Source organism: Burkholderia sp. Cy-637 (genome assembly GCF_011753175.1).
Lineage (GTDB): Bacteria > Pseudomonadota > Gammaproteobacteria > Burkholderiales > Burkholderiaceae > Burkholderia > Burkholderia gladioli.
In genome coordinates this window covers 131163-153308 of record NZ_VWWC01000002.1, presented here as the reverse complement: position 1 = coordinate 153308, position 22146 = coordinate 131163, and the positions used below count along the sequence as shown (strand labels likewise).

Annotated in this window: 20 protein-coding genes and 3 tRNA genes; 15 read left to right on the top strand and 8 right to left on the bottom strand. The window is 66.9% G+C overall.

Going from position 1 to position 22146, the window contains the following annotated elements:
* Positions 1 to 137: 137 nt before the first annotated feature.
* From xdhC to guaD, 4 genes are all read left to right on the top strand, one after another.
* A complete protein-coding gene (gene xdhC / locus F3J10_RS01615) occupies positions 138 to 1154 on the top strand; it encodes a xanthine dehydrogenase accessory protein XdhC (protein ID WP_036052430.1) in 1017 nt (338 codons plus the stop codon).
* An 18-nt stretch (positions 1155 to 1172) separates the two neighbouring features.
* Entirely contained in the window at positions 1173 to 2198 is a 1026-nt protein-coding gene (locus tag F3J10_RS01610) for an adenosine deaminase (RefSeq protein WP_167240727.1), read from the top strand.
* A 97-nt stretch (positions 2199 to 2295) separates the two neighbouring features.
* Complete coding sequence (locus tag F3J10_RS01605; protein ID WP_166910817.1) at positions 2296 to 3672, top strand: NCS2 family permease; 1377 nt, start codon at positions 2296 to 2298, stop codon at positions 3670 to 3672.
* Positions 3673 to 3709: 37 nt separating this feature from the next.
* The gene (guaD, locus tag F3J10_RS01600; RefSeq protein ID WP_167240725.1) at positions 3710 to 5035 is read left to right on the top strand and encodes a guanine deaminase; all 1326 of its coding nucleotides are present in this window, start codon (positions 3710 to 3712) and stop codon (positions 5033 to 5035) included.
* 185 nt (positions 5036 to 5220) lie between these two features.
* Here guaD and F3J10_RS01595 read toward each other — a convergent pair whose 3' ends face one another.
* The gene (locus F3J10_RS01595) at positions 5221 to 5934 is read right to left on the bottom strand and encodes a DUF4136 domain-containing protein (protein ID WP_167240723.1); all 714 of its coding nucleotides are present in this window, start codon (positions 5932 to 5934) and stop codon (positions 5221 to 5223) included.
* A 205-nt stretch (positions 5935 to 6139) separates the two neighbouring features.
* Between F3J10_RS01595 and pepN the strand changes: the two genes are divergently transcribed.
* From pepN to F3J10_RS01560, 7 genes are all read left to right on the top strand, one after another.
* Positions 6140 to 8842: an aminopeptidase N gene (gene pepN, locus F3J10_RS01590; RefSeq protein ID WP_167240721.1), complete on the top strand. Its 2703-nt coding sequence runs from the start codon at positions 6140 to 6142 to the stop codon at positions 8840 to 8842.
* A gap of 99 nt (positions 8843 to 8941) precedes the next feature.
* Positions 8942 to 9163: a hypothetical protein gene (locus F3J10_RS01585; RefSeq protein WP_167240719.1), complete on the top strand. Its 222-nt coding sequence runs from the start codon at positions 8942 to 8944 to the stop codon at positions 9161 to 9163.
* Between the two features lie 124 nt (positions 9164 to 9287).
* Positions 9288 to 10307: a class 1 fructose-bisphosphatase gene (locus tag F3J10_RS01580; protein WP_025098092.1), complete on the top strand. Its 1020-nt coding sequence runs from the start codon at positions 9288 to 9290 to the stop codon at positions 10305 to 10307.
* A 314-nt stretch (positions 10308 to 10621) separates the two neighbouring features.
* A tRNA-Thr gene (locus F3J10_RS01575) sits at positions 10622 to 10697 on the top strand.
* Between the two features lie 328 nt (positions 10698 to 11025).
* Complete coding sequence (locus F3J10_RS01570) at positions 11026 to 11277, top strand: GlsB/YeaQ/YmgE family stress response membrane protein (RefSeq protein WP_013696962.1); 252 nt, start codon at positions 11026 to 11028, stop codon at positions 11275 to 11277.
* A 460-nt stretch (positions 11278 to 11737) separates the two neighbouring features.
* A complete protein-coding gene (locus tag F3J10_RS01565) occupies positions 11738 to 11842 on the top strand; it encodes a chorismate mutase (RefSeq protein WP_164465459.1) in 105 nt (34 codons plus the stop codon).
* 219 nt (positions 11843 to 12061) lie between these two features.
* Positions 12062 to 12655: a chorismate mutase gene (locus F3J10_RS01560; RefSeq protein WP_025098093.1), complete on the top strand. Its 594-nt coding sequence runs from the start codon at positions 12062 to 12064 to the stop codon at positions 12653 to 12655.
* 44 nt (positions 12656 to 12699) lie between these two features.
* On the opposite strand, the gene F3J10_RS01555 is transcribed toward F3J10_RS01560, so the two are convergent.
* Positions 12700 to 13866: an exonuclease domain-containing protein gene (locus F3J10_RS01555; protein ID WP_167229845.1), complete on the bottom strand. Its 1167-nt coding sequence runs from the start codon at positions 13864 to 13866 to the stop codon at positions 12700 to 12702.
* Positions 13867 to 14031: 165 nt separating this feature from the next.
* Positions 14032 to 14235, bottom strand: coding sequence for a cold-shock protein (locus tag F3J10_RS01550; RefSeq protein WP_013696958.1), 204 nt, complete (start codon positions 14233 to 14235; stop codon positions 14032 to 14034).
* 398 nt (positions 14236 to 14633) lie between these two features.
* Between F3J10_RS01550 and F3J10_RS01545 the strand changes: the two genes are divergently transcribed.
* Both F3J10_RS01545 and F3J10_RS01540 read left to right on the top strand, forming a co-directional pair.
* Positions 14634 to 14888, top strand: coding sequence for a hypothetical protein (locus tag F3J10_RS01545; RefSeq protein WP_205195240.1), 255 nt, complete (start codon positions 14634 to 14636; stop codon positions 14886 to 14888).
* Positions 14889 to 15418: 530 nt separating this feature from the next.
* Positions 15419 to 16570 (top strand): porin, encoded by a 1152-nt coding sequence (locus tag F3J10_RS01540; RefSeq protein ID WP_025098096.1) that lies wholly within the window; start codon positions 15419 to 15421, stop codon positions 16568 to 16570.
* Between the two features lie 91 nt (positions 16571 to 16661).
* On the opposite strand, the gene greB is transcribed toward F3J10_RS01540, so the two are convergent.
* Positions 16662 to 17222 carry a transcription elongation factor GreB gene (gene greB, locus F3J10_RS01535; RefSeq protein ID WP_167240717.1) on the bottom strand — a complete coding sequence of 187 codons (561 nt, stop codon included), beginning with the start codon at positions 17220 to 17222 and terminating at the stop codon, positions 16662 to 16664.
* A 139-nt stretch (positions 17223 to 17361) separates the two neighbouring features.
* Between greB and F3J10_RS01530 the strand changes: the two genes are divergently transcribed.
* A tRNA-Arg gene (locus tag F3J10_RS01530) sits at positions 17362 to 17438 on the top strand.
* 61 nt (positions 17439 to 17499) lie between these two features.
* Positions 17500 to 17576, top strand: a tRNA-Arg gene (locus tag F3J10_RS01525).
* Between the two features lie 154 nt (positions 17577 to 17730).
* Here F3J10_RS01525 and F3J10_RS01520 read toward each other — a convergent pair.
* From F3J10_RS01520 to F3J10_RS01505, 4 genes are all read right to left on the bottom strand, one after another.
* Complete coding sequence (locus tag F3J10_RS01520; RefSeq protein ID WP_017919497.1) at positions 17731 to 20115, bottom strand: bifunctional (p)ppGpp synthetase/guanosine-3',5'-bis(diphosphate) 3'-pyrophosphohydrolase; 2385 nt, start codon at positions 20113 to 20115, stop codon at positions 17731 to 17733.
* Between the two features lie 63 nt (positions 20116 to 20178).
* Positions 20179 to 20382 carry a DNA-directed RNA polymerase subunit omega gene (gene rpoZ / locus F3J10_RS01515; protein ID WP_006999799.1) on the bottom strand — a complete coding sequence of 68 codons (204 nt, stop codon included), beginning with the start codon at positions 20380 to 20382 and terminating at the stop codon, positions 20179 to 20181.
* Positions 20383 to 20441: 59 nt separating this feature from the next.
* The gene (gene gmk, locus F3J10_RS01510; protein ID WP_166910805.1) at positions 20442 to 21116 is read right to left on the bottom strand and encodes a guanylate kinase; all 675 of its coding nucleotides are present in this window, start codon (positions 21114 to 21116) and stop codon (positions 20442 to 20444) included.
* A 5-nt stretch (positions 21117 to 21121) separates the two neighbouring features.
* Positions 21122 to 22045: a YicC/YloC family endoribonuclease gene (locus F3J10_RS01505; protein WP_025098099.1), complete on the bottom strand. Its 924-nt coding sequence runs from the start codon at positions 22043 to 22045 to the stop codon at positions 21122 to 21124.
* Positions 22046 to 22146: the final 101 nt, after the last annotated feature.

Genomic DNA, 22146 nt, shown 5'->3' with positions numbered 1-22146 from the left:
CGCGCCGCCGGCTCGCGGCACCGCCCAGGGCCTGCCCAGGCACGCTGCCCGGGCGCCCCGTCCCGCCGTCCCATCCATCCCGCCCACGCTCGCGCCCCACGCGGCCGCGGCGGCGCGCTGACGACGGAGGCCCCACCATGGAAACCTGGTTGACCGACGTCCAGCAGTTGATCGCGCACGGCGAGGCCGCGGTGCTGGTCACGGTGGCGCGCGCCGAGGGCTCGGTGCCGCGCGAGGCCGGCACCAAGATGCTGGTCACGCGCGACACGGCCCGCCATACGATCGGCGGCGGCCATCTCGAATGGAAGGCGATCGAGATCGCACGGCAATTGCTCAAGGACGGCTCGCACCTGTCGCACGCGCGCCGCCTCGAGCGGCTGCCGCTCGGCCCGAGCCTGGGCCAGTGCTGCGGCGGCGCCGTGACGCTGGCCTTCGAGCGGCTCGACATCGCCGACCTGGGCTGGATCACCTCGCTGGCCAAGCGCGTCGCGGCCGGCCACGCGACGGTGCGCAGCATCGCCTTCGGCCCCTCGCCCGACCCGGTGATGCTCAGCGAGCCGGAAGCCGACGTGACGCGCGCCGACTGCCTGCTGTGGAGCACCGGCGACGTCTCGCTGATGACCGAGACGATCGCGCCGCACACCTTCGCGGTGGAGCTGTTCGGCACCAGCCACGCCGCGCTCGCGCTGGTGCGCGTGCTGGCCACCCTGCCCTGCCGGGTGCGCTGGATCGACGCGAGCGACGCGCCGTTCCCGAGCGCCGAGGCGCTGGCCGGCATCGGCAACCTCGCCGTGGACGCGCGCGAGGCGCCCGAGCAGGCGGTGGCCGAGGCCGCGCCGCACAGCTACTTCGTGGTGATGACGCATGATCACGCCTTCGACTTCGTGCTGGCCCAGCACGTCCTGCGGCGCGCCGATTATGCATACTTCGGGATGATCGGCTCGAAGTCGAAGCGCGTGCAGTTCGAACAGCGCCTCGCCGCGAGCGGCATCGACCCTGCGCAGACCGCGCGGATGCGCTGCCCGATCGGCGTCGAAGGCATCGTCGACAAGGCTCCCGAGACCATCGCGATCTCGGTGGCCGCGCAGATCCTGCAGGTCGTCGACATGCACGCCGCCCCGGCGGCCGGCGTGCCGGCCTCCCCTCAAACCTGACCGACCAAGAAGAGCACCATGACCCCGAATCTGCAGAACAAGATCGCGCTCGCGCCGAAGGCCGAGCTGCACATCCATATCGAAGGCTCGCTGGAGCCGGAACTGATCTTCAAGCTCGCCGAGCGCAACGGCGTGAAGCTCGCCTACGAATCGGTCGAGGCGCTGCGCGCGGCCTATGCCTTCACCGACCTGCAATCCTTCCTCGACATCTACTACGCGGGCGCGAGCGTGCTGCTCCAGGAGCAGGACTTCTACGACATGACGGCCGCCTACGTGGAGCGCGCGCTGGCCGACAAGGTGGTGCACACCGAGATCTTCTTCGATCCGCAGACGCACACCGAGCGCGGCGTGCCGATCGAAACCGTGGTGGCCGGCATCGATCGCGCGCTGGCCGACGCCGAGGCGCGCGGGCTGTCCAGCAAGCTGATCCTCTGCTTCCTGCGCCACCTGTCCGAGGAGGACGCGCTGGCCACCTTCGAGGCGGCGCGGCCGTTGTTCGAGAAGTATTCGCATCGCCTGATCGGCGTCGGCCTCGATTCCTCCGAGCAGGGCCACCCTCCCTCGAAATTCGAGCGCGTGTTCGCCCGCGCCCGCGCGCTGGGCCTGAAGCTGGTGGCGCACGCCGGCGAGGAAGGCCCGCCCGCCTACGTGATCGAGGCGCTCGACCTGCTCAAGGTGGACCGCGTCGACCACGGCGTGCGCAGCATCGAGGACGCGGCCCTGGTGGCGCGCCTGGCCGATTCGCGCATCGCCCTGACGGTCTGCCCGCTGTCGAACCTGAAGCTCAAGGTATTCGACGACATGACCAAGCACACCCTGAAGGTGCTGCTCGACAGCGGCGTGGCGGTCACCATCAATTCCGACGATCCGGCCTATTTCGGCGGCTACGTCAACGACAACTACTTCGCGACCGTGGCCGCGCTCGCCCTCGAGGACCAGGACGTCTACACCGTGATCCGCAATGGATTCGAGGCGTCCTTCGTCACCGAGGCCGAGCGCGCCGCGCTGATCGCGAAGCTCGATTCGCACTGGCACCCGGCATGACGCCCACGTCCTGTCGGGAGCGCCGGTGCCTTGAGCGCATGCGCTCGACGCATGCGCACGGTGGTTCCCATAACAGAGACTGAGGAGAGCTTTTCCGATGGACACGTACAACGGCAGCAAGGCCCCGGCTTCGAGCTCGATGCTCGACCGCTTCTTCGGCATCCGCGAATCCGGTTCGCGGTTGCGCACGGAGATCGTCGCGGGCATCACGACGTTCCTGACGGCGATGTACATCATCGTCGTCAATCCCGGCATCCTGTCCCAGGCAGGCGTGCCGTTCGCGTCCGCGCTGACCGCCACCGTGATCGTCAGCTTCCTCGGCAGTTGCGCGATGGGCCTGTACGCGCGCAACCCGGTACTGGTCGCGCCGGGCATGGGCATGAACGCGCTGTTCACCTTCGTGATGGTGCACGGCGGGCGCATGCCCTGGCAGACCGCGCTCGGCTGCGTGTTCTGGGCCGGCGTGATCTTCGCGGTGCTGGCCGCCTTCAACGCGCGCAAGCTGGTGGTGGACGCGATCCCGCCCAACCTGCGCCATGCCGTGTCCTGCGGGATCGGCCTGTTCATCTGCCTGATCGGCCTGGTCAACGCCAAGTTCGTGGTGGGCGACCCGGTCACCGTGGTGCACGCCTCCTCGCTGAACCCGGTGATCGTCACGTTCCTGATCGGGCTGGCCGTCACCACCGTGCTGGTGGTGCGCCGCGTGACCGGCGCGCTGATGATCGGCATCGTGGTGACCACCGTGCTGGCGATCCCGATCGGCCGTGTCTGGGGCGACGGCACCGCCTACTGGCCGGCCGCGCTCGCCACCAAAACACTCGTCAACTGGAACGGCCTGGTGTCCGCGCCCGACTTCTCCGGCATCGGCCAGCTCGACCTGATCGGCGCGCTGAAGGTGGCCTACTGGCCGTTCATCTTCGTGATGCTGTTCACCGCCTTCTTCGACGCGCTGTCGACCTTCATGGCGATCTCGGAAGCCGGCAACCTGCTCGATCGCGACGGCAATCCGCGCAACATCCGCCAGTCGATGATGGTCGACGCGTTCTCGGCGGTGGTCTCGGCGCCGCTGGGCACCAGCCCCGCCAACGCCTACATCGAATCGGCGGCCGGCATCTCGGCGGGCGGGCGCACCGGGCTGGTGGCGGTGGTGGCCGGGATCTGCTTCCTGCCCTTCCTGGTGCTCTCGCCGCTGCTCTCGCTGGTGCCGGCGATCGCGACCGCCCCGGCGCTGATCCTGGTGGGCGTGTTCATGATGGAGTCGATCACCAAGATCGAGTGGCATCGCTTCGACGAGGCGATCCCCGCCTTCATCGCGATGGTGCTGATCCCCCTGACCTACTCGATCACCGACGGCATCGCCTACGGCTTCCTCGCCTTCGTGGTGCTCAAGCTGTTCACCGGCAAGCGCCACGAGATCAAGCCGGCGATGTGGATCGTCGCCGCGCTGTCCGGCGTGCTGCTCGCGCAGCTGTGATGCCGCGCCTCACCCTTTCGATGCTGGAGTTCCGCTCATGACCCAAACCGCCTTCCGCGCCCGGCTGCTGACCTTTCGCGCAGACCCGGCCCGCGACGCCGACGCCGCCGTGCTCGAGGACGACGGCCTGCTGATCGTCGAGGACGGCCGAGTGGTGGCCGCCGGCGCCTACGCGGCGCTGGCCGGGCGCCTCGCGCCCGACGCCCAGCTCACCACGCTGCGCGACAAGCTGATCGTGCCCGGCTTCATCGACACGCACATCCACTATCCGCAGACCGACATGATCGCCTCGCCGGCGCCGGGGCTGCTGCCCTGGCTCGACACCTACACCTTCCCGACCGAGCGGCGCTTCGAGGATCCGGCGCATGCGCGCGAGGTGGCGGGCTTCTTCGTCGACCAATTGCTGGCCAGCGGCACCACCACGGCGCTGGTCTACTGCACGGTGCACAAGCAGTCGGCCGATGCCTTCTTCGAGGCCAGCGAGGCGAAGAACCTGCGGATGATCGCCGGCAAGGTGCTGATGGACCGCAATTGCCCGGCATTCCTGCGCGACACCGCGCAATCGGGCCACGACGACAGCGCCGAGCTGATCGCGCGCTGGCACGGGCGCGGCCGCCAGATGTACGCGCTCACGCCGCGCTTCGCGCCGACCTCGACGGTGGAGCAGCTGGAAGCCTGCGCCGAGCTCGCGCGCCGTCATCCCGACGTGTTCGTGCAGAGCCACGTGGCCGAGAACGTCGACGAGGTGAAATGGGCGGCCGAGCTGTTCCCCGGCCATCGCAGCTACCTCGACATCTACGATCGCCACGGCCTGCTGCGCCCGCGCGCCGTGTACGGCCATTGCATCCACCTCGACGACGAGGACCGGCGCCGCATCGCCGAGACCGGCACGGTGATCGCCCACTGCCCGACCTCCAACTTCTTCCTCGGCAGCGGCCTGTTCGACTTCGACCGCGCCACCGAGCAGCGCGCGTCGCTGTCGCTGGCCACCGACGTGGGCGGCGGCACCTCGTTCTCGATGCTGCAGACCATGAACGAGGCGCACAAGGTGGCGCGGCTGTCGGGTTATCACCTCACGGCCACGCGCATGTTCTGGCTGGCCACGGCCGGCGCCGCGCAGGCGCTCGCGCTGGAGGACCAGGTCGGCACCCTGGCGCTGCGCTCGGAAGCCGACTTCGTGGTGCTCGACCCGCGCGCCACGCCGCTGCTGGCGCGCCGCACCGCGCGCGCCGAGACGCTGGAGGAGCTGCTGTTCGCGCTCGCCATGCTCGGCGACGACCGCGCCGTGCACAGCACCTACGCGGCCGGCCGTTGCGTGCACGAGCGCGATGCGGCACGGCAGGCGGAGGCGGCGCTCGCCTGATGGGGGGGGATCGGACGCCGGCACGGCCGGCGTTCGCTGAGGAATCCGGATGAAGACAGGGCCCGACGCGACATCTCGCGTCGGGCCCTGCTTTTTGAAGATCGGATTTCGACGATCGGGGTTGGGGAAGCGGGCCGTATCGGTGCCCGGCCGGGCGCTGCCGCGCCGCCTTCCGCCGTGCCGCCTTATTTCGCGGCGGCCGCCGGCGCGGCGCCGGAAGCCGCGGCGGCCGGCACCGCGCGCTCGTTCGAGGCCGGCGCGGCCGGGCCGCCGCCGTTGCGCTCCACCGGCAGGCGCACGGTGCGCGTCGAACCGTTGCCGAGCGGGAAGTCGGCCAGCGCCGAGCGGGCCAGGTAGGGCATCGCCGTCACCAGCGAACCGCCGCCGCCCGAATTGCGCGCGCTGACGTTGTAGACCTCGCGGCCGGTGCCGCGCTCGGTGATGCGGATCGTCAGCGAGCGCTCGTAGACGCGGTAGGTCTGGTTCACGTAGCCGGTCGGGAACGGGCCCCAGGGACCGAAGCCGCCCCAGGCGCCGGCGCCGCGCCAGTAAGGGCCGGGCCCGATCCAGGGATCGTAGTAGACCGGCTGCGGCACGTTCACCAGGTCGCCCTTGATGCCGTAGGCGAGCGCCACCAGGTAGCGCGCCTGGGCGGCCGGCACGCGCCGGAACGCGAGCGTCGACAGTTCGTTGGCGACGATGTTCTCATAGGTCGCCTGCTCCAGGCTGTTCTGCTCGTCCTGGTCGCGCGTGAAGGCGTAGGTACGGGTCGCGTCGCTGCCGCTCCAGTCGGAGAAGGCCGTGACCTGGGTGCTCACATAGCTCGCGCAGCCCGACAGCAGCACGACACAGGCGCTCGCGAGCCACAGGGCGGCGCGGAACGTACGATTCGCTTTCATCTGGATCCTCGTGTTCGATGACGCCCGGCGGGCGCACCGCGATCATACGCTGCGCGCCGCCCACCGGGACATCAGGCAGACCCGCCGGCCGGCGGAAAGTTCGGTCCGCGCAACATCCGAACCCTTTGTACAATGCACGCACGCCCCCGTCACGAGCGGGTCGGCGACCTTCCCCGGTTTACGAACTCCTACGCCCACGCACGACATGTCCGATACAGCCGCCCAATCCGCCGTGATCCGCCGCGCCGACTACACGCCGCCCGCGTTCCTCATCGACAGCGTCGAGCTCGAATTCGACCTGGTGCCCGAGCGCACCGTGGTGCGCAACACCATGCGCGTGCGCCGCAACCCCGACGCCGCGCCCACGCCGCATCTCGAACTGCTCGGCGAATCGCTGGAATTCATGGCCGCGCGCGTGAACGGCCAGCCGGTGGACGCGGTGCGCGCCCACGAGCACGGCCTGACGGTCGAGAACCTGCCGGACGCCTTCGAGCTGTCGATCGACAGCGCCTGCGCGCCGGCCGGCAACACCACGCTGTCGGGCCTCTACGTGTCGAGCGGCAACTTCTTCACGCAGTGCGAGGCGGAAGGCTTTCGCCGCATCACCTACTTCCTCGACCGCCCCGACGTGATGGCGACCTACACGGTCACGCTGCGCGCCGACAAGCGCGCCTACCCGGTGCTGCTGTCCAACGGCAACCTGGTCGATTCGGGCGAGCTGCCCGAGGGCCGTCACTTCGCCAAGTGGGAAGACCCGTTCCGCAAGCCCAGCTACCTGTTCGCGCTGGTGGCAGGCAAGCTGGTCGCGATCGAGGAGACCATCACCGCCGCATCGGGCGCGAAGAAGCTGCTGCAGGTCTGGGTCGAGCCGCATGACCTCGACAAGACCCGCCACGCGATGGATTCGCTGATCCACTCGATCCACTGGGACGAGCGGCGCTTCGGCCTGGAGCTCGATCTCGACCGCTTCATGATCGTCGCGGTCGGCGATTTCAATATGGGCGCGATGGAGAACAAGGGGCTCAACATCTTCAACACGAAGTACGTGCTGGCCAATCCCGAGACGGCCACCGACGTCGACTTCGCCAATATCGAGGCGGTGGTCGGCCACGAGTACTTCCACAACTGGACCGGCAACCGCGTGACCTGCCGCGACTGGTTCCAGCTGAGCCTGAAGGAAGGCCTGACGGTGTTCCGCGACCAGGAGTTCTCGGCCGACATGTCGGCCGGCGAGGCCGACGACGCCGGCGCGCGCGCGGTCAAGCGCATCGAGGACGTGCGCGTGCTGCGCCAGTTGCAGTTCGCCGAGGACGCGGGCCCGATGGCGCATCCGGTGCGTCCCGAGAGCTATGTCGAGATCAACAACTTCTACACGATGACGGTCTATGAAAAGGGCTCGGAAGTCGTGCGGATGTACCAGACCCTGTTCGGCCGCGACGGCTTCCGGCGCGGCATGGATCTCTACTTCGAGCGCCACGACGGCCAGGCCGTCACCTGCGACGACTTCCGCCACGCGATGGCCGACGCCAACGGCCGCGACCTGGCCCAGTTCGAGCGCTGGTACAGCCAGGCCGGCACGCCGCGCGTGACGGTCAGGACCGCCTACGACGCCGCCGCCGGGCGCTACACGGTGACGCTGCGCCAGGGTTACGGCGAGGCCTCGCCGGCCGCGCGCGAGACCCAGACCGGGCCGCTGCTGATCCCGTTCGCGATCGGCCTGATCGGCCCCGACGGCCAGGACCTGCCGCTGCGCCTGGACGGCGAGGCCGCCGCCGGCGCCACCACGCGCGTGCTGGAGCTGACCGAGACCGAGGCCACGTACACCTTCGTCGACGTGCCGGCCGCGCCGCTGCCCTCGCTGCTGCGCAACTTCTCGGCGCCGGTGATCGTCGAGTACGACTATCGCGAGGAGGAGCTCGCCTTCCTGCTGGCCCACGACAGCGATCCGTTCAACCGCTGGGAAGCCGGCCAGCGCCTGGCCACGCGGGCCCTGCTCACGCTCGCCGAGCAAGCCGCCGCGGGCGCCGAACTCGCGCTCGGCGACGCCTTCGTCGAAGCCTTCCGCCGCGTGCTGAGCGACGACACGCTCTCGCCGGCCTTCCGCGAACTGGCGCTGACCCTGCCCTCCGAGGCCTACCTGGCCGACCAGATGCGCGAGGCGAACCCGGCCGCCGTGCACCGCGCGCGCCAGTTCGTGCGCGGCCGCCTGGCCCAGGCGCTGCGCGCCGAATGGCTGGCGATCCACGAGCGCCATCGCACGCCGGGCGAGTACGCGCCGACGCCCGAGGACGCCGGCCATCGCGCGCTGAAGAATCTCGCGCTGGTCTACCTGGCCGAGCTGGCGGAGCCCGCCGAGGCGGTGCGCCTGGCCACCGCGCAGTACGAGGGCGCCAACAACATGACCGACCGCGCCGCCGCGCTCGGCGCGCTGCTGTCGGCCTCGGCCGGCTCGGCCGCCGCCGAGGCGCCGGCCCGGCAGGCGCTGGCCGATTTTTATCAACGCTTCGAGAAGGAAGCGCTGGTGATCGACAAGTGGTTCTCGATGCAGGCCACGCGTCGCGGCACGGCCGAGCATCCGACGCTGGACACGGTACGCGAGCTGCTCGCGCATCCGGCCTTCAACCTGAAGAACCCGAACCGCGCGCGCTCGCTGATCTTCGGTTTCTGCGCGGCCAACCCGGCGCAATTCCACGCCGCCGACGGCTCGGGTTATGCGTTCTGGGCCGACCAGGTGCTCGCGCTCGATGCGCTGAACCCGCAGGTGGCCGCGCGCCTGGCGCGTTCGCTGGAGAACTGGCGCCGCTTCACGCCGGCGCTGCGCGAGCGCATGCGCGAAGCGCTCGAGCGCGTGGCGGCAGGCGTCAAGTCGCGCGACGTGCGCGAGATCGTCGAGAAGGCGCTCGCCTGATCCGGCCTTCCTCTCTTCGCCCGCCATGCAGAACGGCCGGGCCGCTCACGCGGTCCGGCCGTTTTTTATCGGCTTGCGCGGCAGGCATGGTTCCCGCTGTTGCGTGATCCGCTTCCGCCGCTCGGCAATGTCGCGGCGACTCAGCTCGACAGGCATCGCGCGAGCGCCTGCCCGGTGCTGCACGCCGCCAGCGCGAGACTGTCGGGCGAGCTTTACGCGGCAAGGCTGACGGGTTCCTCGCAGCGCCCCCGCCTGGTCGATTTCGTGCGCGCCATGCACTCGAGCGCCGCCGCCGCGCTGTCCGAGATCGCGCTGCCGTGACATCGACATGACAGCAGCCTGATCGCCGCGATTGCTGCTGCGCCACAAAAAGCCGGGGGCGGCACCGGGCGAGGCGGGTAAAATTGCGGCAAACAACGGTTTTCCCGCCTCTCGGAGCTCAGCAATGTCCATTTCCCGACGTACCACGCTGTCGAAATACCTGATCGAGCAGCAGCGTGAGAATCACAACCTCCCCGCCGACCTGCGCCTGTTGATCGAAGTGGTCGCGCGCGCCTGCAAGGCGATCAGCTACCACGTCTCGAAGGGCGCGCTCGGCGAGGCGCTCGGCACGGCCGGCAGCGAGAACGTGCAGGGCGAGGTGCAGAAGAAGCTCGACATCCTCTCCAACGAAATCCTGCTCGACGCCAACGAATGGGGCGGCAACCTCGCCGCGATGGCCTCCGAGGAAATGGAGACCTTCTTCCCGATCCCCGAGAACTACCCGCGCGGCGAATACCTGCTGGTGTTCGATCCGCTCGACGGCTCCTCGAACATCGACGTCAACGTCTCGATCGGCACGATCTTCTCGGTGCTGCGCTGCCCGGACGGCCAGCAGGCCACCGAGCAGTCCTTCCTGCAGCCCGGCACCAAGCAGGTCGCGGCCGGCTACGCAGTGTATGGCCCGCAGACGGTGCTGGTGCTGACCACCGGCAACGGCGTGAACTGCTTCACGCTCGACCGCGAACTCGGCTCCTGGGTGTTGACGCAGAGCAACATGCAGATCCCGGCCGATACGCGCGAATACGCGATCAACGCCTCGAACGCGCGCCACTGGTACGAGCCGGTCAAGCGCTACGTGGACGAGCTGAACGCCGGCAGCGAAGGCCCGCGCGGCGAGAACTTCAACATGCGCTGGATCGCCTCGATGGTGGCCGACGTGCACCGCATCCTGAACCGCGGCGGCATCTTCATGTACCCGGCCGACGCCCGCACGCCGGACCGCCCGGGCAAGCTGCGCCTGATGTACGAGGCGAACCCGATGTCCTTCATCGTCGAGCAGGCGGGCGGCGCCGCGACCACCGGCAGCGAGCGCATCCTCGAGGTCCAGCCGACCGGCCTGCACCAGCGCGTGCCGGTGATCCTCGGCTCGCGCAACGAGGTCGAGCGCGTGACCCGCTACCACCAGGAAGCGGCCGCGAAGTAAGCGCTTCGGCACCGCCGGAAGGCTTGCGGCGGTGCCGCAAAAAATCATCCCGGGAGGCCCGCCAGGGCTTTCCTCCCGAAGCGCTCCAACGTAGAATTCGCCGCGTCGTGAGACGCAGGGCCAGATGACCGGCGACGGACATCGCGGGCCCGGGGTGATCAGCGGCCGAGGTGGCGCCGGTGGTTTGGCAGGCAAGGAGACGCGAGTGCTGCAGGATCAAGCACTTAGTCGACGCCAAGGTGGATTTTGAAAATTTTCTCGCCAGACCTCTTGTCAGCCTCGCAGAAATCACCCTATAATTTCACTTCTTTGTCGCCGGTGTAGCTCAGTTGGTAGAGCAGCGCATTCGTAATGCGAAGGTCGTAGGTTCGACTCCTATCTCCGGCACCATCAGAATCAAGCAAAAAGCCCGATCCTCGTGATCGGGCTTTTTGCTTTCCGGCTTCCGCCGTTCTTCTCCCGCCCCCCCCTGCCTCGCGGCCGTCCGGAAAGGCTGCCGAAAGATCGAGAAATATCGTCCGGACCAGCCGTTCCGGCCGAAAAAACCTTTGGTAACTCCCTCGCGCGCTGTCTAACATTACTTAACGCTCCTGACCCGTCTATTGCAGTACATTGCGTGGGCAACGGGCCGGAGCCGACAGCCCACGGCTGTCACCCGCATCTCGATGCCCGCGGCCGGTTCGTTTCGCAGCAAACAATCCAACAGGAGAGAACCACCATGGCTCATGGCTTGATTATGTGGCTCATCATCGGCGCGATCGCCGGCTGGCTCGCCGGCCTGCTCGTGAAGGGCGGCGGCTTCGGGCTGATCGTCGACATCATCGTCGGCATCGTCGGCGCCGTGATCGGCGGCTGGCTGGCCGGCGTGCTCGGCATCAGCGTCGGCAGCGGCTTCTTCGCCTCGATCATCGTCGCGGTGATCGGCGCCGTCATCCTGCTGTTCATCATCCGGCTGTTCAGGCGCGCATAAACTGCCTGCCTCGCCGCCCGGCGCCCGATCGATCGGCGCGCCGGGCCGGCGCTTCCACCGCCGGCCGCGCAAGGCCCGGCCATCCTTCCCGATTCCGCCTCCGCTGACTCCCGATTGCCTCGCCCACCTCCGCGAGCCGAGGGCACGTCGCTTGCGCCCGGCCTCACGCGCGTCGCGTTCGCCCGATCCGGCCTCGGGCCGCAGCGCCTTGCGGCAGCGCGTTTACCCGGAGATCCGCCCGGCGTGACCAGACGAATTCGATGCGCGCGCATCGAATTCGTCCCTGCAGGCCCGGGCCTGGTCCGACAAAATCACGGCGTGTGTGCGGTTTAAGCAACATCGACAAATTGAAACGATTCCCCGCTGGAAAAAATCGAGATAAGCGATCGATAATCGAGTCACCGCAAGGAGATTGATCATGGATGAGAAACCACTTCGCATGCCACCTCCCGAGAAAGTGATGAGCCCGGACCCGGAGCCGGTGGCCGTCGAGTTTCTCGCCGAGTTGCCCGATCATGTGCGCGCGTTCTTCGACGAGCAGCACAAGCTCGGCTCCCCGAAGTAAGGGTCCGTTCAGCATCGTGACGCGTCGCCTCGCGACCGCTTCCTTGCGCCTGCACCGCCTCCCCCTTCGGCACGCCTCGCGCCGCCCCGGCCACAACGGCCGTGAGGGCGCGCTCGCCCTGGCGCGCTGATCTTCGCCTCGCGCCGCTCGCGCGCGACGTCTTCGTTTATCCTCGTATTTTTCCGCTTCGCCCGGCCCACGCCGGCGCTCGTCGATTCCATGACTTCCTCGTTCCGTACGGCCCTCGCCTCGGCCTCGCTTGCCGCCCTGCTCGCCTGCCTGCCGCTGTCGGCCGCCGCCGACGGCGACGACACCCCGCTGACCAACCTGGTCGCCCTCGCCTCGCAGCGCATCGCGCTGGCCGAACCGGTGGCGCAGTGGAAGTGGGCCAACCACAAGCCGATCGAGGACAAGCCGCGCGAGGCCCAGCTGCTCGCCGACGTCGAGCGGCGCGCAGTCGGCGCCGGCATCGACCGCGATTACGCGCATGCCTTCTTCGCCGACCAGATCGAGGCGAGCAAGATCATGCAGAACGCGCTGTTCGCGAGCTGGCGCGCCAGTCAGGCGCCCGCGGGCACGCCGCCCGATCTCGCCACCACCACGCGCCCGCAGTTCGACAAGCTCACCCAGTCGATGATCGCCGCGCTCGCGCGCGTCGCGCCGCTGCGCGAGGCGCCCGATTGCCAGGCGCGCGTGGCGCGCAGCATCGCCAACTGGAAAACCTTGACGCGCTATGACTCGCGGCAGTCGCCGGCGCTCGACACGGCGCTCTCGCATGTCTGCTCGGGTGGCGGCGCGAGCGCCGTCGGCTGAAGGACGCGGCCGCCCGGCCGAAGCGGCCCCGGGGCGATGCCGGCCTAATCGTCGACCGATGCGACGGCCGCCGCGCTCGGCGCCAGGGGCACCGTCGCCAGGCCGCGCGCCAGGTGCGTCTGCAGGATCCGGCACAGGCTGGTGTTGAAGGGATCGTCGCCGGCGGAAGACGCCGCCGCCAGCGCCGCGGCCTTCGACAGATCCGGGGTCGTACCGAGGTAACGCCAGCGGTCGATCACATGATAGACGGCGCGCTCGCCACCCTCGACGATCGCGACCGGCCCGTCGAACGGCCAGGGCGTGCCCGCCGAGCTCAAGCCGCGACGGGCGTCGGCGGCCTTGCCGCCCGCCTTGCGATTGAAGGCCGGCGACAGTTCGGCGATCCAGGCCGTCTCCGCCAGCATCGCGCCCAGCTCTCCTCCCGTTTCACGCCATTCGACGCGCCGCACCTGCTCGGCAAGCCGCCGCTCCTTGGCCGAGCGCCGCTCGCCGCCCAGTAACGCGCGCAGGCGGTTGCGCACGCGCACGCTGCGCCCGACGAACAAGGGCGCATCCCCCTCGCCGAACAGCGCGTAGGCACCGAAGCCGGCCGGCGCCCGCTCGAGATCGTCCTCGGTCAGGTCGCCCGTCAGGCGGAAGCGCCGCGTGGTCAGCGCGATCTGTTCGCCGAGCCGCTCGGGCGGCACCAACGACGGCAGGCGCTGCCAGAACTGCCAGACCAGGTCGGCATCGGCCAGTGCGCGATGGCGCGCATTCGGCACCAGCGCATGCCGTTCGATCAGCGCGTCGAGCCCGTGGCGCGACTCGCGCGGAAACAGCGCGCGCGACAGGCGCACGGTGCAAAGCATGTCGGGATTGAAGGCGAATCCGGCCCGCTCGAACTCCGCGCGCAGGAAACCGCGATCGAAGCTGGCGTTGTGGGCAATGAAGAGCCTGCCCTCGAGCCGCGCGAACAGCTCGGCCGCGATCGAGGCGAAAGTGGGCGCGCCACGCACCATCTCGTCGCTGATGCCGGTGAGCTGCTGGATGAAGGCGGGGATCGGCTGCTGGGGATCGATCAGCGAGGTCCAGGTGGACACCCCTTGCGGCCCGACCTCGACCACGCCGATCTCGGTGATCCGGTGATCGGCGGCGGAACCGCCGGTCGTTTCGAGATCGACGAAGGCGAGCGGGCCGTCGATGGCGGGGTATGACGAGGACGAATCGAGCATGTCTGCGGAAAACGATACCGGGTGGAAGAAGCGCGAGCACGCGCACGGTGTCGATTCTACCCGCCCAAAACAAAGCCCCCGCCAAAGGCGGGGGCTCGATATCGGATCGACCTGAGAATCAACTGCCGGGAAATACCGGGTTAACCCGTCAGGGGATAACCCGAATCAGACAGCCTGGATATTGGCAGCCTGCTTGCCCTTCGGGCCGGTCTTGACGTCGAACGAAACGCGTTGGTTTTCCTTCAGCGTCTTGAAGCCGTCCATCTTGATTTCCGAGAAGTGCGCGAACAGATCCTCGCCACCGTTGTCGGACGTGATAAAGCCAAAGCCCTTAGCATCGTTAAACCATTTCACGATACCGGTATCCATATTCCTGATTCCCCAAACGATTTTAAATAAAACGAGCAACCCGTGAGTGCCGTCACCGAAAGCCCCGGCCCCGCCAAACCTTGTGGACAATGAGCAGTAAGCACCGCAGACTTCGTGGTGCTTTTATAAATGGGACGATCCAGGCTCGTCAAGAAAATTCTTCACATCTTCTTATTCGGCTTGACGTCGATCCGGATGGAAACGATACACCCCCGGCAAAATGCACCAATTAGCCGATGAAAACCTGTCATTATTACTAGGAAAACACAGGCCCATTAACAAAAAAGCAAAAAATACCGAAGCAGTAAAAAATCCATGGCTTGGTATTTTTCCGGGTTGTTGCATTCATTCTGTTTTGCGAAGCTGAGGATGCCATGGAAGTACAGGGGGTGAATATGTTGCTCGACCAAATGAAACGACTGGTACATCGACTCGGCATGCTGCGACGCCATAAAACAATCACTCCGGCAGCGACCTCGGCTCAGGCATTCGGCGTCGAATTCGATACGACCTGGCACGGCGACCATTGGCAGAACCTGCTCGCCTCGCCGCTCGATGCGCGTCACTACGTGATGGAAGATTGGGCCCAGCCGCTGTCGATGCCGCAGGGCGACACCCGCGACACGAGTTCGCCGAAGCGGCGCCGCCACTGAGCCACGCCTCGCCTCGCCAGGATCCGGACGAAAAAAAAGCGCGACCGGAAAGTCGCGCTGACAAAGGTTTGGAGATCTTTTCCGTCAACGAAAAAGTCTGCTTCGGAAAGCAGAGACCTCAGTATAGCGAGTGCATCGCGCGCCATTATCGGTGGTCTTCACAAACCTCTATTGTCGAAGCCTCAACAATCATCAGCGCCGATGATTGCCTTCACTTCCCTCCCTCATTCTGTCTCCATCGCGCAACGTAAAAATCGCTTCGCGTTCCTCACCGTTTTCCCGCAACGGCCGCTGAGCCTTGCCTGACAACGGTTTGCGGACGATCCCCGACCATTTCTCAAACTTAAATTCATTATTGCTTAAAGTGCAATCGACGCGAGCCGGCCGCTCGCTCGACACTGCGCTCGGGTTTGGAGATTTGCGGCGCCCTGTGGCGCCACCCTCGACATGCCACGCCGCCGCCTCCGGTGATGGTCACTATCTCGATGAATCAGGGGGAGCCTGCTCCTCTATCTGATGGAGACGAATCAATGAAAAAGACTCTGATCGCAGCGGCGCTCACCGGCGTCTTCGCGACCGCCGCCCATGCGCAAAGCAGCGTGACCCTGTACGGCCTGATCGACGCCGGCATCACCTATACCAACAACCAGGGCGGCCACAGCTCCTGGTCGGAAACCAGCGGCTCGGTCAACGGCAGCCGGTGGGGCCTGCGCGGCAACGAGGATCTCGGCGGCGGCCTGAAGGCGATCTTCGTGTTGGAAAACGGCTTCGGCATCAATAACGGCACGCTCAAGCAGAACGGCCGCGAGTTCGGCCGCCAGGCCTTCGTCGGCCTGGGCCACACCCAGTACGGCTCGGTCACCTTCGGCCGCCAGTACGACAGCGTGGTGGACTTCATCGGGCCGCTGTCGCTGACCGGCACGCAATACGGCGGCACGCAGTTCGCCCACCCGTTCGACAACGACAACCTGAACAACTCGTTCCGCGTCAACAACTCGGTCAAGTACACCAGCGTCAACTGGAACGGCCTGAAGTTCGGCGGCTTGTACGGGTTCTCGAACAGCGACCAGTTCTCGAACAATCGCGTGTTCAGCGGCGGCGTGTCGTACAGCTACCTGGGCTTCAACCTGGCAGCCGGCTACATGCAGCTGAACAACGACATCAACGGCCTGACCGCGCCGGCGGTGTCCAACGCGGGCGGCGCCGTCGCTGGCGACAACACCTTCGTCGGCAAGCGTCAGCGCGTGTTCGGCGGCGGCCTGACCTACACCTTCGGTCCGGCCACGGCAGGCTTCGTGTTCACGCAGACGCGCGTGAATCGCGCGCTCGGCATCGGCGGCGGCGCTTCGGGCACCTCGGCCGGCATCACGCTGGACGGCACCTTCGCCCGCTTCAACAACTACGAAGTGAATGCGCGTTACTCGCTGACGCCGGCGCTGTCGGTGGCGGGTTCGTGGACCTACACGGCCGGCTTCCTCGACGGCCGTCATCCGGGCTGGAACCAGTTCAACCTGCAGACCTCGTACGCGCTGTCCAAGCGCACCGACGTCTACCTGCAGGGCGAATACCAGCACGTCAGCACCGATGGCCTGGCGCTGGGCGCCTACGTCAACGGCCTGGGCGGCGCTTCGTCGAGCAACAAGCAGATCGCCGTCACGGCCGGCCTGCGCCACCGCTTCTGATACGCAGCGGCTCCGCAATCACAAAAGCGCCCCGCGGGGCGCTTTTGTTTTTTGCATGCACGAGGAGGCTCGATGCCAAGCCGAACGCGGTTCAGGCAGCCGGTGCCGGGTAACGCACGTCGAGCACGTCGATCGGCTGCGGGCCGGCCGGCGTCATCAGCGTGACGGTGTCGCCGATACGCGCCTTCAGCAGCGCCCGCGCGATCGGCGAGACCCAGCTGACGTGGCCGTGATCGAGGTCGACCTCGTCGACGCCGACGATCGTGATGGTGTGATCCTCGCCGTCCTCGGTGGCGTAGTCGACGGTCGCGCCGAAGAACACCTGGTCGGCGCTCTCCTGCCGGCTCGCGTCGACCACTTCGGCGAGATCCAGCCGCTTGGTCAGGAAGCGGATGCGGCGGTCGATCTCGCGCAGCCGCCGCTTGCCGTAGATGTAGTCGCCATTCTCGGAACGGTCACCGTTCGACGCGGCCCAGGACACCAGCTTGACGACCTCGGGACGCTCCTCGTCGATCAGGTGCAGCAGCTCGTCGCGCAACCGCTTGTGGCCGGCCGGCGTGATGTAGTTCTTCGCGCCGGCGGGAACGGCCGGCTGCGCATGGTCGAGATCGTCGTCATCGCCGTCCGACTCCTTAACAAACGCCTTGTTCATGCTGTTTCCGACTCGGCTCCGGGCCTGCGTAAGGGAATCTCCAAGGGTACACGAAAGGGACATAAAACCCGCTCGCGAAGAAATTGTGACGAATCCCTTCCCTTTCCCCAAAATCCTTGCTATATTCTCACTCCTGCGTGCGGCTGTAGCTCAGTTGGATAGAGTACTTGGCTACGAACCAAGGGGTCGTGGGTTCGAATCCTGCCAGCCGCGCCACCTTTTCAAACGAGCAATCCCATGGGGTTGCCCGGTATTAACAAGCAGTACCGTTTTGCGTGCGGCTGTAGCTCAGTTGGATAGAGTACTTGGCTACGAACCAAGGGGTCGTGGGTTCGAATCCTGCCAGCCGCGCCATCTTTGAAGGGCCTTCCTCCGGGAAGGCCCTTTTGTTTTCCGGGCCGCCTTTCCGTATCCCCACCTTCGGCACCGAACAATAAAAAGCGGCACGACGTCGATACGTGGTGCCGCCCTTGCCTCGCGATCGCGCGCCACGCGCGGCGCGCCTGCCTCAGTAATCCTGCCGTTCGCGATCGATCCGCATGCCGCCGTCATGGCGCGTATGCGCCGTGTCGTCGCTCGAACGCTCGCGCATGATCCGCATCACGTCGGGATTGGTCCGCACGCGCCGCATCACGTTGGCGAGATGGACGCGGTCGCTGACCTGGATCACGAAGCGCAGGACTGTCGATTCGTGCGACAGATCCTCGTCCATCGCGATATGGACGATGTTCGCGTCGGCCGAGGTGATGTCGGCCGCGACGCGCGCGAAGATGCCCTTGGTGTTCTTGACCAGCACCTTGACCGTCACGTCGAACAGGCGGCCCGGCTGGGGCGCCCAGGCGACGTCGATCCAGCGGCCCGGATCGCGGCGATGGATGCGCTGCGCGACCCGGCAATCGGTCGTATGGATCGCCATGCCCAGGCCGATGCCGATATAACCCATGATGCTGTCGCCGGGAATCGGCCGGCAGCAGGCCGACAACTGCACCGACATGCCCTCAGTGCCGGTGATCGCCACCGGCGGCGCGTGATGGACCGGGCGATCGCCGCGCGCGAGTTCGTCGTCGGCATCGCGCCCGCTCATCAGCACCTCGATGCGCTTGGCCATCACCTGGGGCACGCGACGGCCCAGGCCGATGTCCGCGAAGATCTCCTGGCGGCTCTTGTTGCCGGTCCACTGCACCAGCTTGTCCCAGACGTCCGGCTCGATCTCGGCCAGCGACAGGCCATAACCCTTCAGGCTCTGGTCGACCAGGCGCTCGCCGAGCTGCACCGATTCGTTCAGGCGCATCGTCTTCAGGTAATGGCGGATCGCCGAGCGCGCCTTGCCGGTGCGCACGAAGCCGAGCCAGACCGGGTTCGGCTTCGAATACGGCGCCGTGATCACCTCGACAATATCGCCGCTCTTGAGCTCGGTGCGCAGCGGCAGCAGCTCGTTGTTGATCTTCACGGCCACGCACTGGTTGCCGAGGTCGCTGTGCACCGAATAGGCGAAGTCGAGCGCGGTGGCACCGCGCGGCAGCGCCATGATCTTCGACTTCGGCGTGAACACGTAGACCGCATCCGGGAACAGGTCGATCTTGACGTGCTCGAGGAACTCGCTCGAATCGCCCGCCTCGCTCTGGATGTCGAGCAGCGACTTGAGCCACTGGTGCGCGCGCATCTGCACGTCGTTGAGATCGGCGCCGCCGTTCTTGTAGAGCCAGTGCGCGGCCACGCCGGCCTCGGCGATCTCGTGCATCTTGCGGGTGCGGACCTGGAACTCGATCGGCGCGCCGAACGGACCGACCACCGTCGTATGCAGCGACTGGTAGCCGTTCATCTTCGGGATCGCGATGTAGTCCTTGAACTTGCCCGGCACCGGCTTGTAGAGCGCATGCAGCGCGCCGATGCAGGTGTAGCACTCGAGCGCATGCTCGACCACCACGCGAAAGCCATAGACGTCGAGCACCTGCGAGAACGACAACTGCTTGTCGCGCATCTTGCGGTAGATGCTGTAGATCGTCTTCTCGCGACCCATGATCTCCGCTTCGAGCTTCGCCTCGCCCACCGCGCGCTGCGCCGACTCGAGGATCTTGCCGATCACCTCGCGGCGATTGCCGCGCGCGGCCTTCACGGCCTTCTCGAGCGTCGCGTAGCGATGCGGATTGAAGTTCGCGAAGCTCATGTCCTGCAGCTCGCGATAGGTATTGTTCAGACCAAGGCGGTGCGCGATCGGCGCATAGATGTCGAGCGTCTCGCGCGCCACGCGGCGGCGCTTTTCCATCGGCACCGCGCCGAGCGTGCGCATGTTGTGGAGCCGGTCGGCCAGCTTCACGAGGATCACGCGCACGTCGCGCGCCATCGCCAGCAGCATCTTGCGGAAATTCTCCGCCTGCGCTTCCTCGCGGCTGCGGAACTCCATCTTGTCGAGCTTGGAGAGCCCGTCGACCAGCTCGGCGACCTTCGGGCCGAAGCGCTCGGCCAGCTCGCTCTTCATCACGCCCTGGTCTTCCATCACGTCGTGCAGCAGCGCGGCCATCACGGCCTGGGCGTCGAGCTTCCAGCCGGCGCAGATTTCCGCGACGGCGACGGGATGGGTGATATAGGGTTCGCCGCTTTGGCGATATTGACCGAGGTGGGCTTCGTCACTGAAGTGGAACGCCGCCTTCACCTCCTTGATTTCCTCCGGAGGGAGGTACTCGGCAAGCGCGGCCGTCAGCTTCGCGATCGAAACGACGCCGTGCTTGCGAGGTTGCTCCGGGGTGGCGGTCGGCCCGAACAGATGGCGAAACGATTGTTCGAGGACCGCATCGATGTACTGCCGCGCCGGCGAGTTCGCCGTCGCTTCGGTGGCGTCCGCCCCTTCGGCCGGGCCGGCTTCCGCGGAGGCGGACGATGGTGTGTTGCTCATGTTCGCCTCCTTGGGTTGGCACGTCGGTCGAGCGGACTACATGGCTGAAGGATCGAGTGTGCCTTAAACAGGCACTTTCTTCAGCATCTCGATGCCGACCTGGCCCGCCGCGATCTCGCGCAGCGCAACCACGGTGGGCTTGTCGCGGCTTTCGATCTTCGGCGTATGGCCTTGCGCGAGCTGCCGCGCGCGGTAGGTGGCGGCGAGCGCCAGTTCGAAGCGATTCGGGATTTGCTTCAGGCAGTCTTCGACGGTAATGCGAGCCATGTTGGGTGTTCCTTCTGAATATGTTGCGTATTCTACCTTATGTCCCTCGTGCGCCGCCTTCAGTCGGCGTGCGGGAGATGGATGCCGAGCTCGATGAAAAGCTCGGTGTGCCGCGCGTATTGCGAGGCCACGCGCAGGCGCGTGGCCGCCACGATGCGTTGCAGCTCGGACAGCGCCGTGTCGAAGTGCTCGTTGATCACCACATATTCGGCTTCCGAGGCGTGCGCGATCTCGCTGCCGGCGGCCAGCAGGCGCCGCGTGATCACGTTCGGCTCGTCCTGGCCGCGCTTCTTCAGGCGCTCCTCGAGCGCCGCCAGCGAGGGCGGCAGGATGAAGATGCCGACCGCGTTGCGGAACTGCTTCTTGACCTGCTGCGCGCCCTGCCAGTCGATCTCGAGCAGCACGTCGCGCCCGCTTTGCATCTGCTCCTCGATCCACACGCGCGAGGTGCCGTAGTAGTTGCCGTGCACCTCGGCGCTTTCGAGGAATTCGTGATGCGCGTGGCGCGCGCGGAAATCTTCGACGCTGGTGAAGTGGTAGTGCTCGCCGTCCTGCTCGCCCGGACGCGGCTTGCGCGTGGTGTACGAGATCGACAGGCAGATCTCGCTGTCCTTGGCGAGCAGCGCGTTCACCAGGGTCGACTTGCCCGCGCCCGACGGCGCCACCACCATGAACAGGTTGCCGGGATACGCGCCGGCATGCAGCGCATGCGCGTCTCGGTTCGATTCGATCATCTTGCTTACTCCAGGTTTTGCACTTGCTCGCGCATCTGCTCGATCAGCAGCTTCAGCGCCATCGAGGCGTCGGCCAGTTCCTTGGCCGCCGCCTTCGAGCCGAGCGTGTTCGCTTCGCGATTCAGTTCCTGCATCATGAAGTCGAGGCGCTTGCCGACGCGGCCGCCCTTCTCGATCACATGGCGCGTTTCGTTCAGGTGCGCGGTGAGGCGCGACAGCTCCTCGGCGATGTCGATGCGGATCCCGTACATGGTCACTTCCTGGCGGATCCGTTCGGCCGCTTCCTCGCGCGTGACCACCGTCTGTCCGCCTTCGGACGCGGCCAGGCCGAGCGCTTCCTGCAGGCGCTCGACGATCTTCTGCTGATGCCTGGCGATCAGCTCCGGCACCAGCGGCGTGATGCGCGCGACGATCGCCTCCATCTCGGTGACGTTGCCGAGCAGCATGGTGGCCAGTTGCGCGCCCTCGCGCTGGCGCACCACCACCAGCTCGCCGATCGCTTCCTTGCCGCAGGCCAGCACCGCCTCGCGCAGCGCCTCGGCCGACACGCCGCTCTCGGCAAGCACGCCGGGCCAGCGCAGGATCTCGCCGGTGCGCAGGCGCTCCGAATCCGGGAACGACTCCAGCACCGCGCGCTCGAGCTCGGCGAGCTGGTCGAGCGCCGCGCGATTGAGCGCGCCGGCCTGGCTCATCTGCTCGCTGCGCTGCAGGTTGATGCGCACATCGACCTTGCCGCGCGAGAGCTTGTTCATCAGCATCTCGCGCAGGGCCGGTTCGCACACGCGCACGTCGTCAGGCATGCGGAAATTCAGGTCGAGAAAACGCGAATTCACCGTGCGCAGTTCGACCGACACGCTGGTGGCGCCGTTGCCCGAGTTGGCCACGAGTTCGCGCGTCGCGCTCGCATAGCCCGTCATGCTGTAGATCATGGTTGGTCTCGCCGGTGAGGGGGCCGGTATGGCCCGGAAATCCAGGAGCACCCGGTGCTCACGAGGCACGGGGCGCGAAACCGGCATTATCCCATTTTTGG

What these genes read in the sequence shown, in the direction of transcription:
- xdhC (WP_036052430.1), top strand. Translation starts at nt 138, where the DNA reads ATGGAAACCTGGTTGACCGACGTCCAGCAGTTGATCGCGCACGGCGAG.
- pepN (WP_167240721.1), top strand. Translation starts at nt 6,140, where the DNA reads ATGTCCGATACAGCCGCCCAATCCGCCGTGATCCGCCGCGCCGACTAC.
- F3J10_RS01560 (WP_025098093.1), top strand. Translation starts at nt 12,062, where the DNA reads ATGACTTCCTCGTTCCGTACGGCCCTCGCCTCGGCCTCGCTTGCCGCC.
- rpoZ (WP_006999799.1), bottom strand. Translation starts at nt 20,382, where the DNA reads ATGGCTCGCATTACCGTCGAAGACTGCCTGAAGCAAATCCCGAATCGC.
- greB (WP_167240717.1), bottom strand. Translation starts at nt 17,222, where the DNA reads ATGAACAAGGCGTTTGTTAAGGAGTCGGACGGCGATGACGACGATCTC.
- F3J10_RS01605 (WP_166910817.1), top strand. Translation starts at nt 2,296, where the DNA reads ATGGACACGTACAACGGCAGCAAGGCCCCGGCTTCGAGCTCGATGCTC.
- F3J10_RS01580 (WP_025098092.1), top strand. Translation starts at nt 9,288, where the DNA reads ATGTCCATTTCCCGACGTACCACGCTGTCGAAATACCTGATCGAGCAG.
- F3J10_RS01610 (WP_167240727.1), top strand. Translation starts at nt 1,173, where the DNA reads ATGACCCCGAATCTGCAGAACAAGATCGCGCTCGCGCCGAAGGCCGAG.
- F3J10_RS01540 (WP_025098096.1), top strand. Translation starts at nt 15,419, where the DNA reads ATGAAAAAGACTCTGATCGCAGCGGCGCTCACCGGCGTCTTCGCGACC.
- F3J10_RS01555 (WP_167229845.1), bottom strand. Translation starts at nt 13,866, where the DNA reads ATGCTCGATTCGTCCTCGTCATACCCCGCCATCGACGGCCCGCTCGCC.
- guaD (WP_167240725.1), top strand. Translation starts at nt 3,710, where the DNA reads ATGACCCAAACCGCCTTCCGCGCCCGGCTGCTGACCTTTCGCGCAGAC.
- F3J10_RS01505 (WP_025098099.1), bottom strand. Translation starts at nt 22,045, where the DNA reads ATGATCTACAGCATGACGGGCTATGCGAGCGCGACGCGCGAACTCGTG.
- F3J10_RS01550 (WP_013696958.1), bottom strand. Translation starts at nt 14,235, where the DNA reads ATGGATACCGGTATCGTGAAATGGTTTAACGATGCTAAGGGCTTTGGC.
- F3J10_RS01595 (WP_167240723.1), bottom strand. Translation starts at nt 5,934, where the DNA reads ATGAAAGCGAATCGTACGTTCCGCGCCGCCCTGTGGCTCGCGAGCGCC.
- F3J10_RS01520 (WP_017919497.1), bottom strand. Translation starts at nt 20,115, where the DNA reads ATGAGCAACACACCATCGTCCGCCTCCGCGGAAGCCGGCCCGGCCGAA.
- F3J10_RS01570 (WP_013696962.1), top strand. Translation starts at nt 11,026, where the DNA reads ATGGCTCATGGCTTGATTATGTGGCTCATCATCGGCGCGATCGCCGGC.
- F3J10_RS01565 (WP_164465459.1), top strand. Translation starts at nt 11,738, where the DNA reads ATGAGCCCGGACCCGGAGCCGGTGGCCGTCGAGTTTCTCGCCGAGTTG.
- gmk (WP_166910805.1), bottom strand. Translation starts at nt 21,116, where the DNA reads ATGATCGAATCGAACCGAGACGCGCATGCGCTGCATGCCGGCGCGTAT.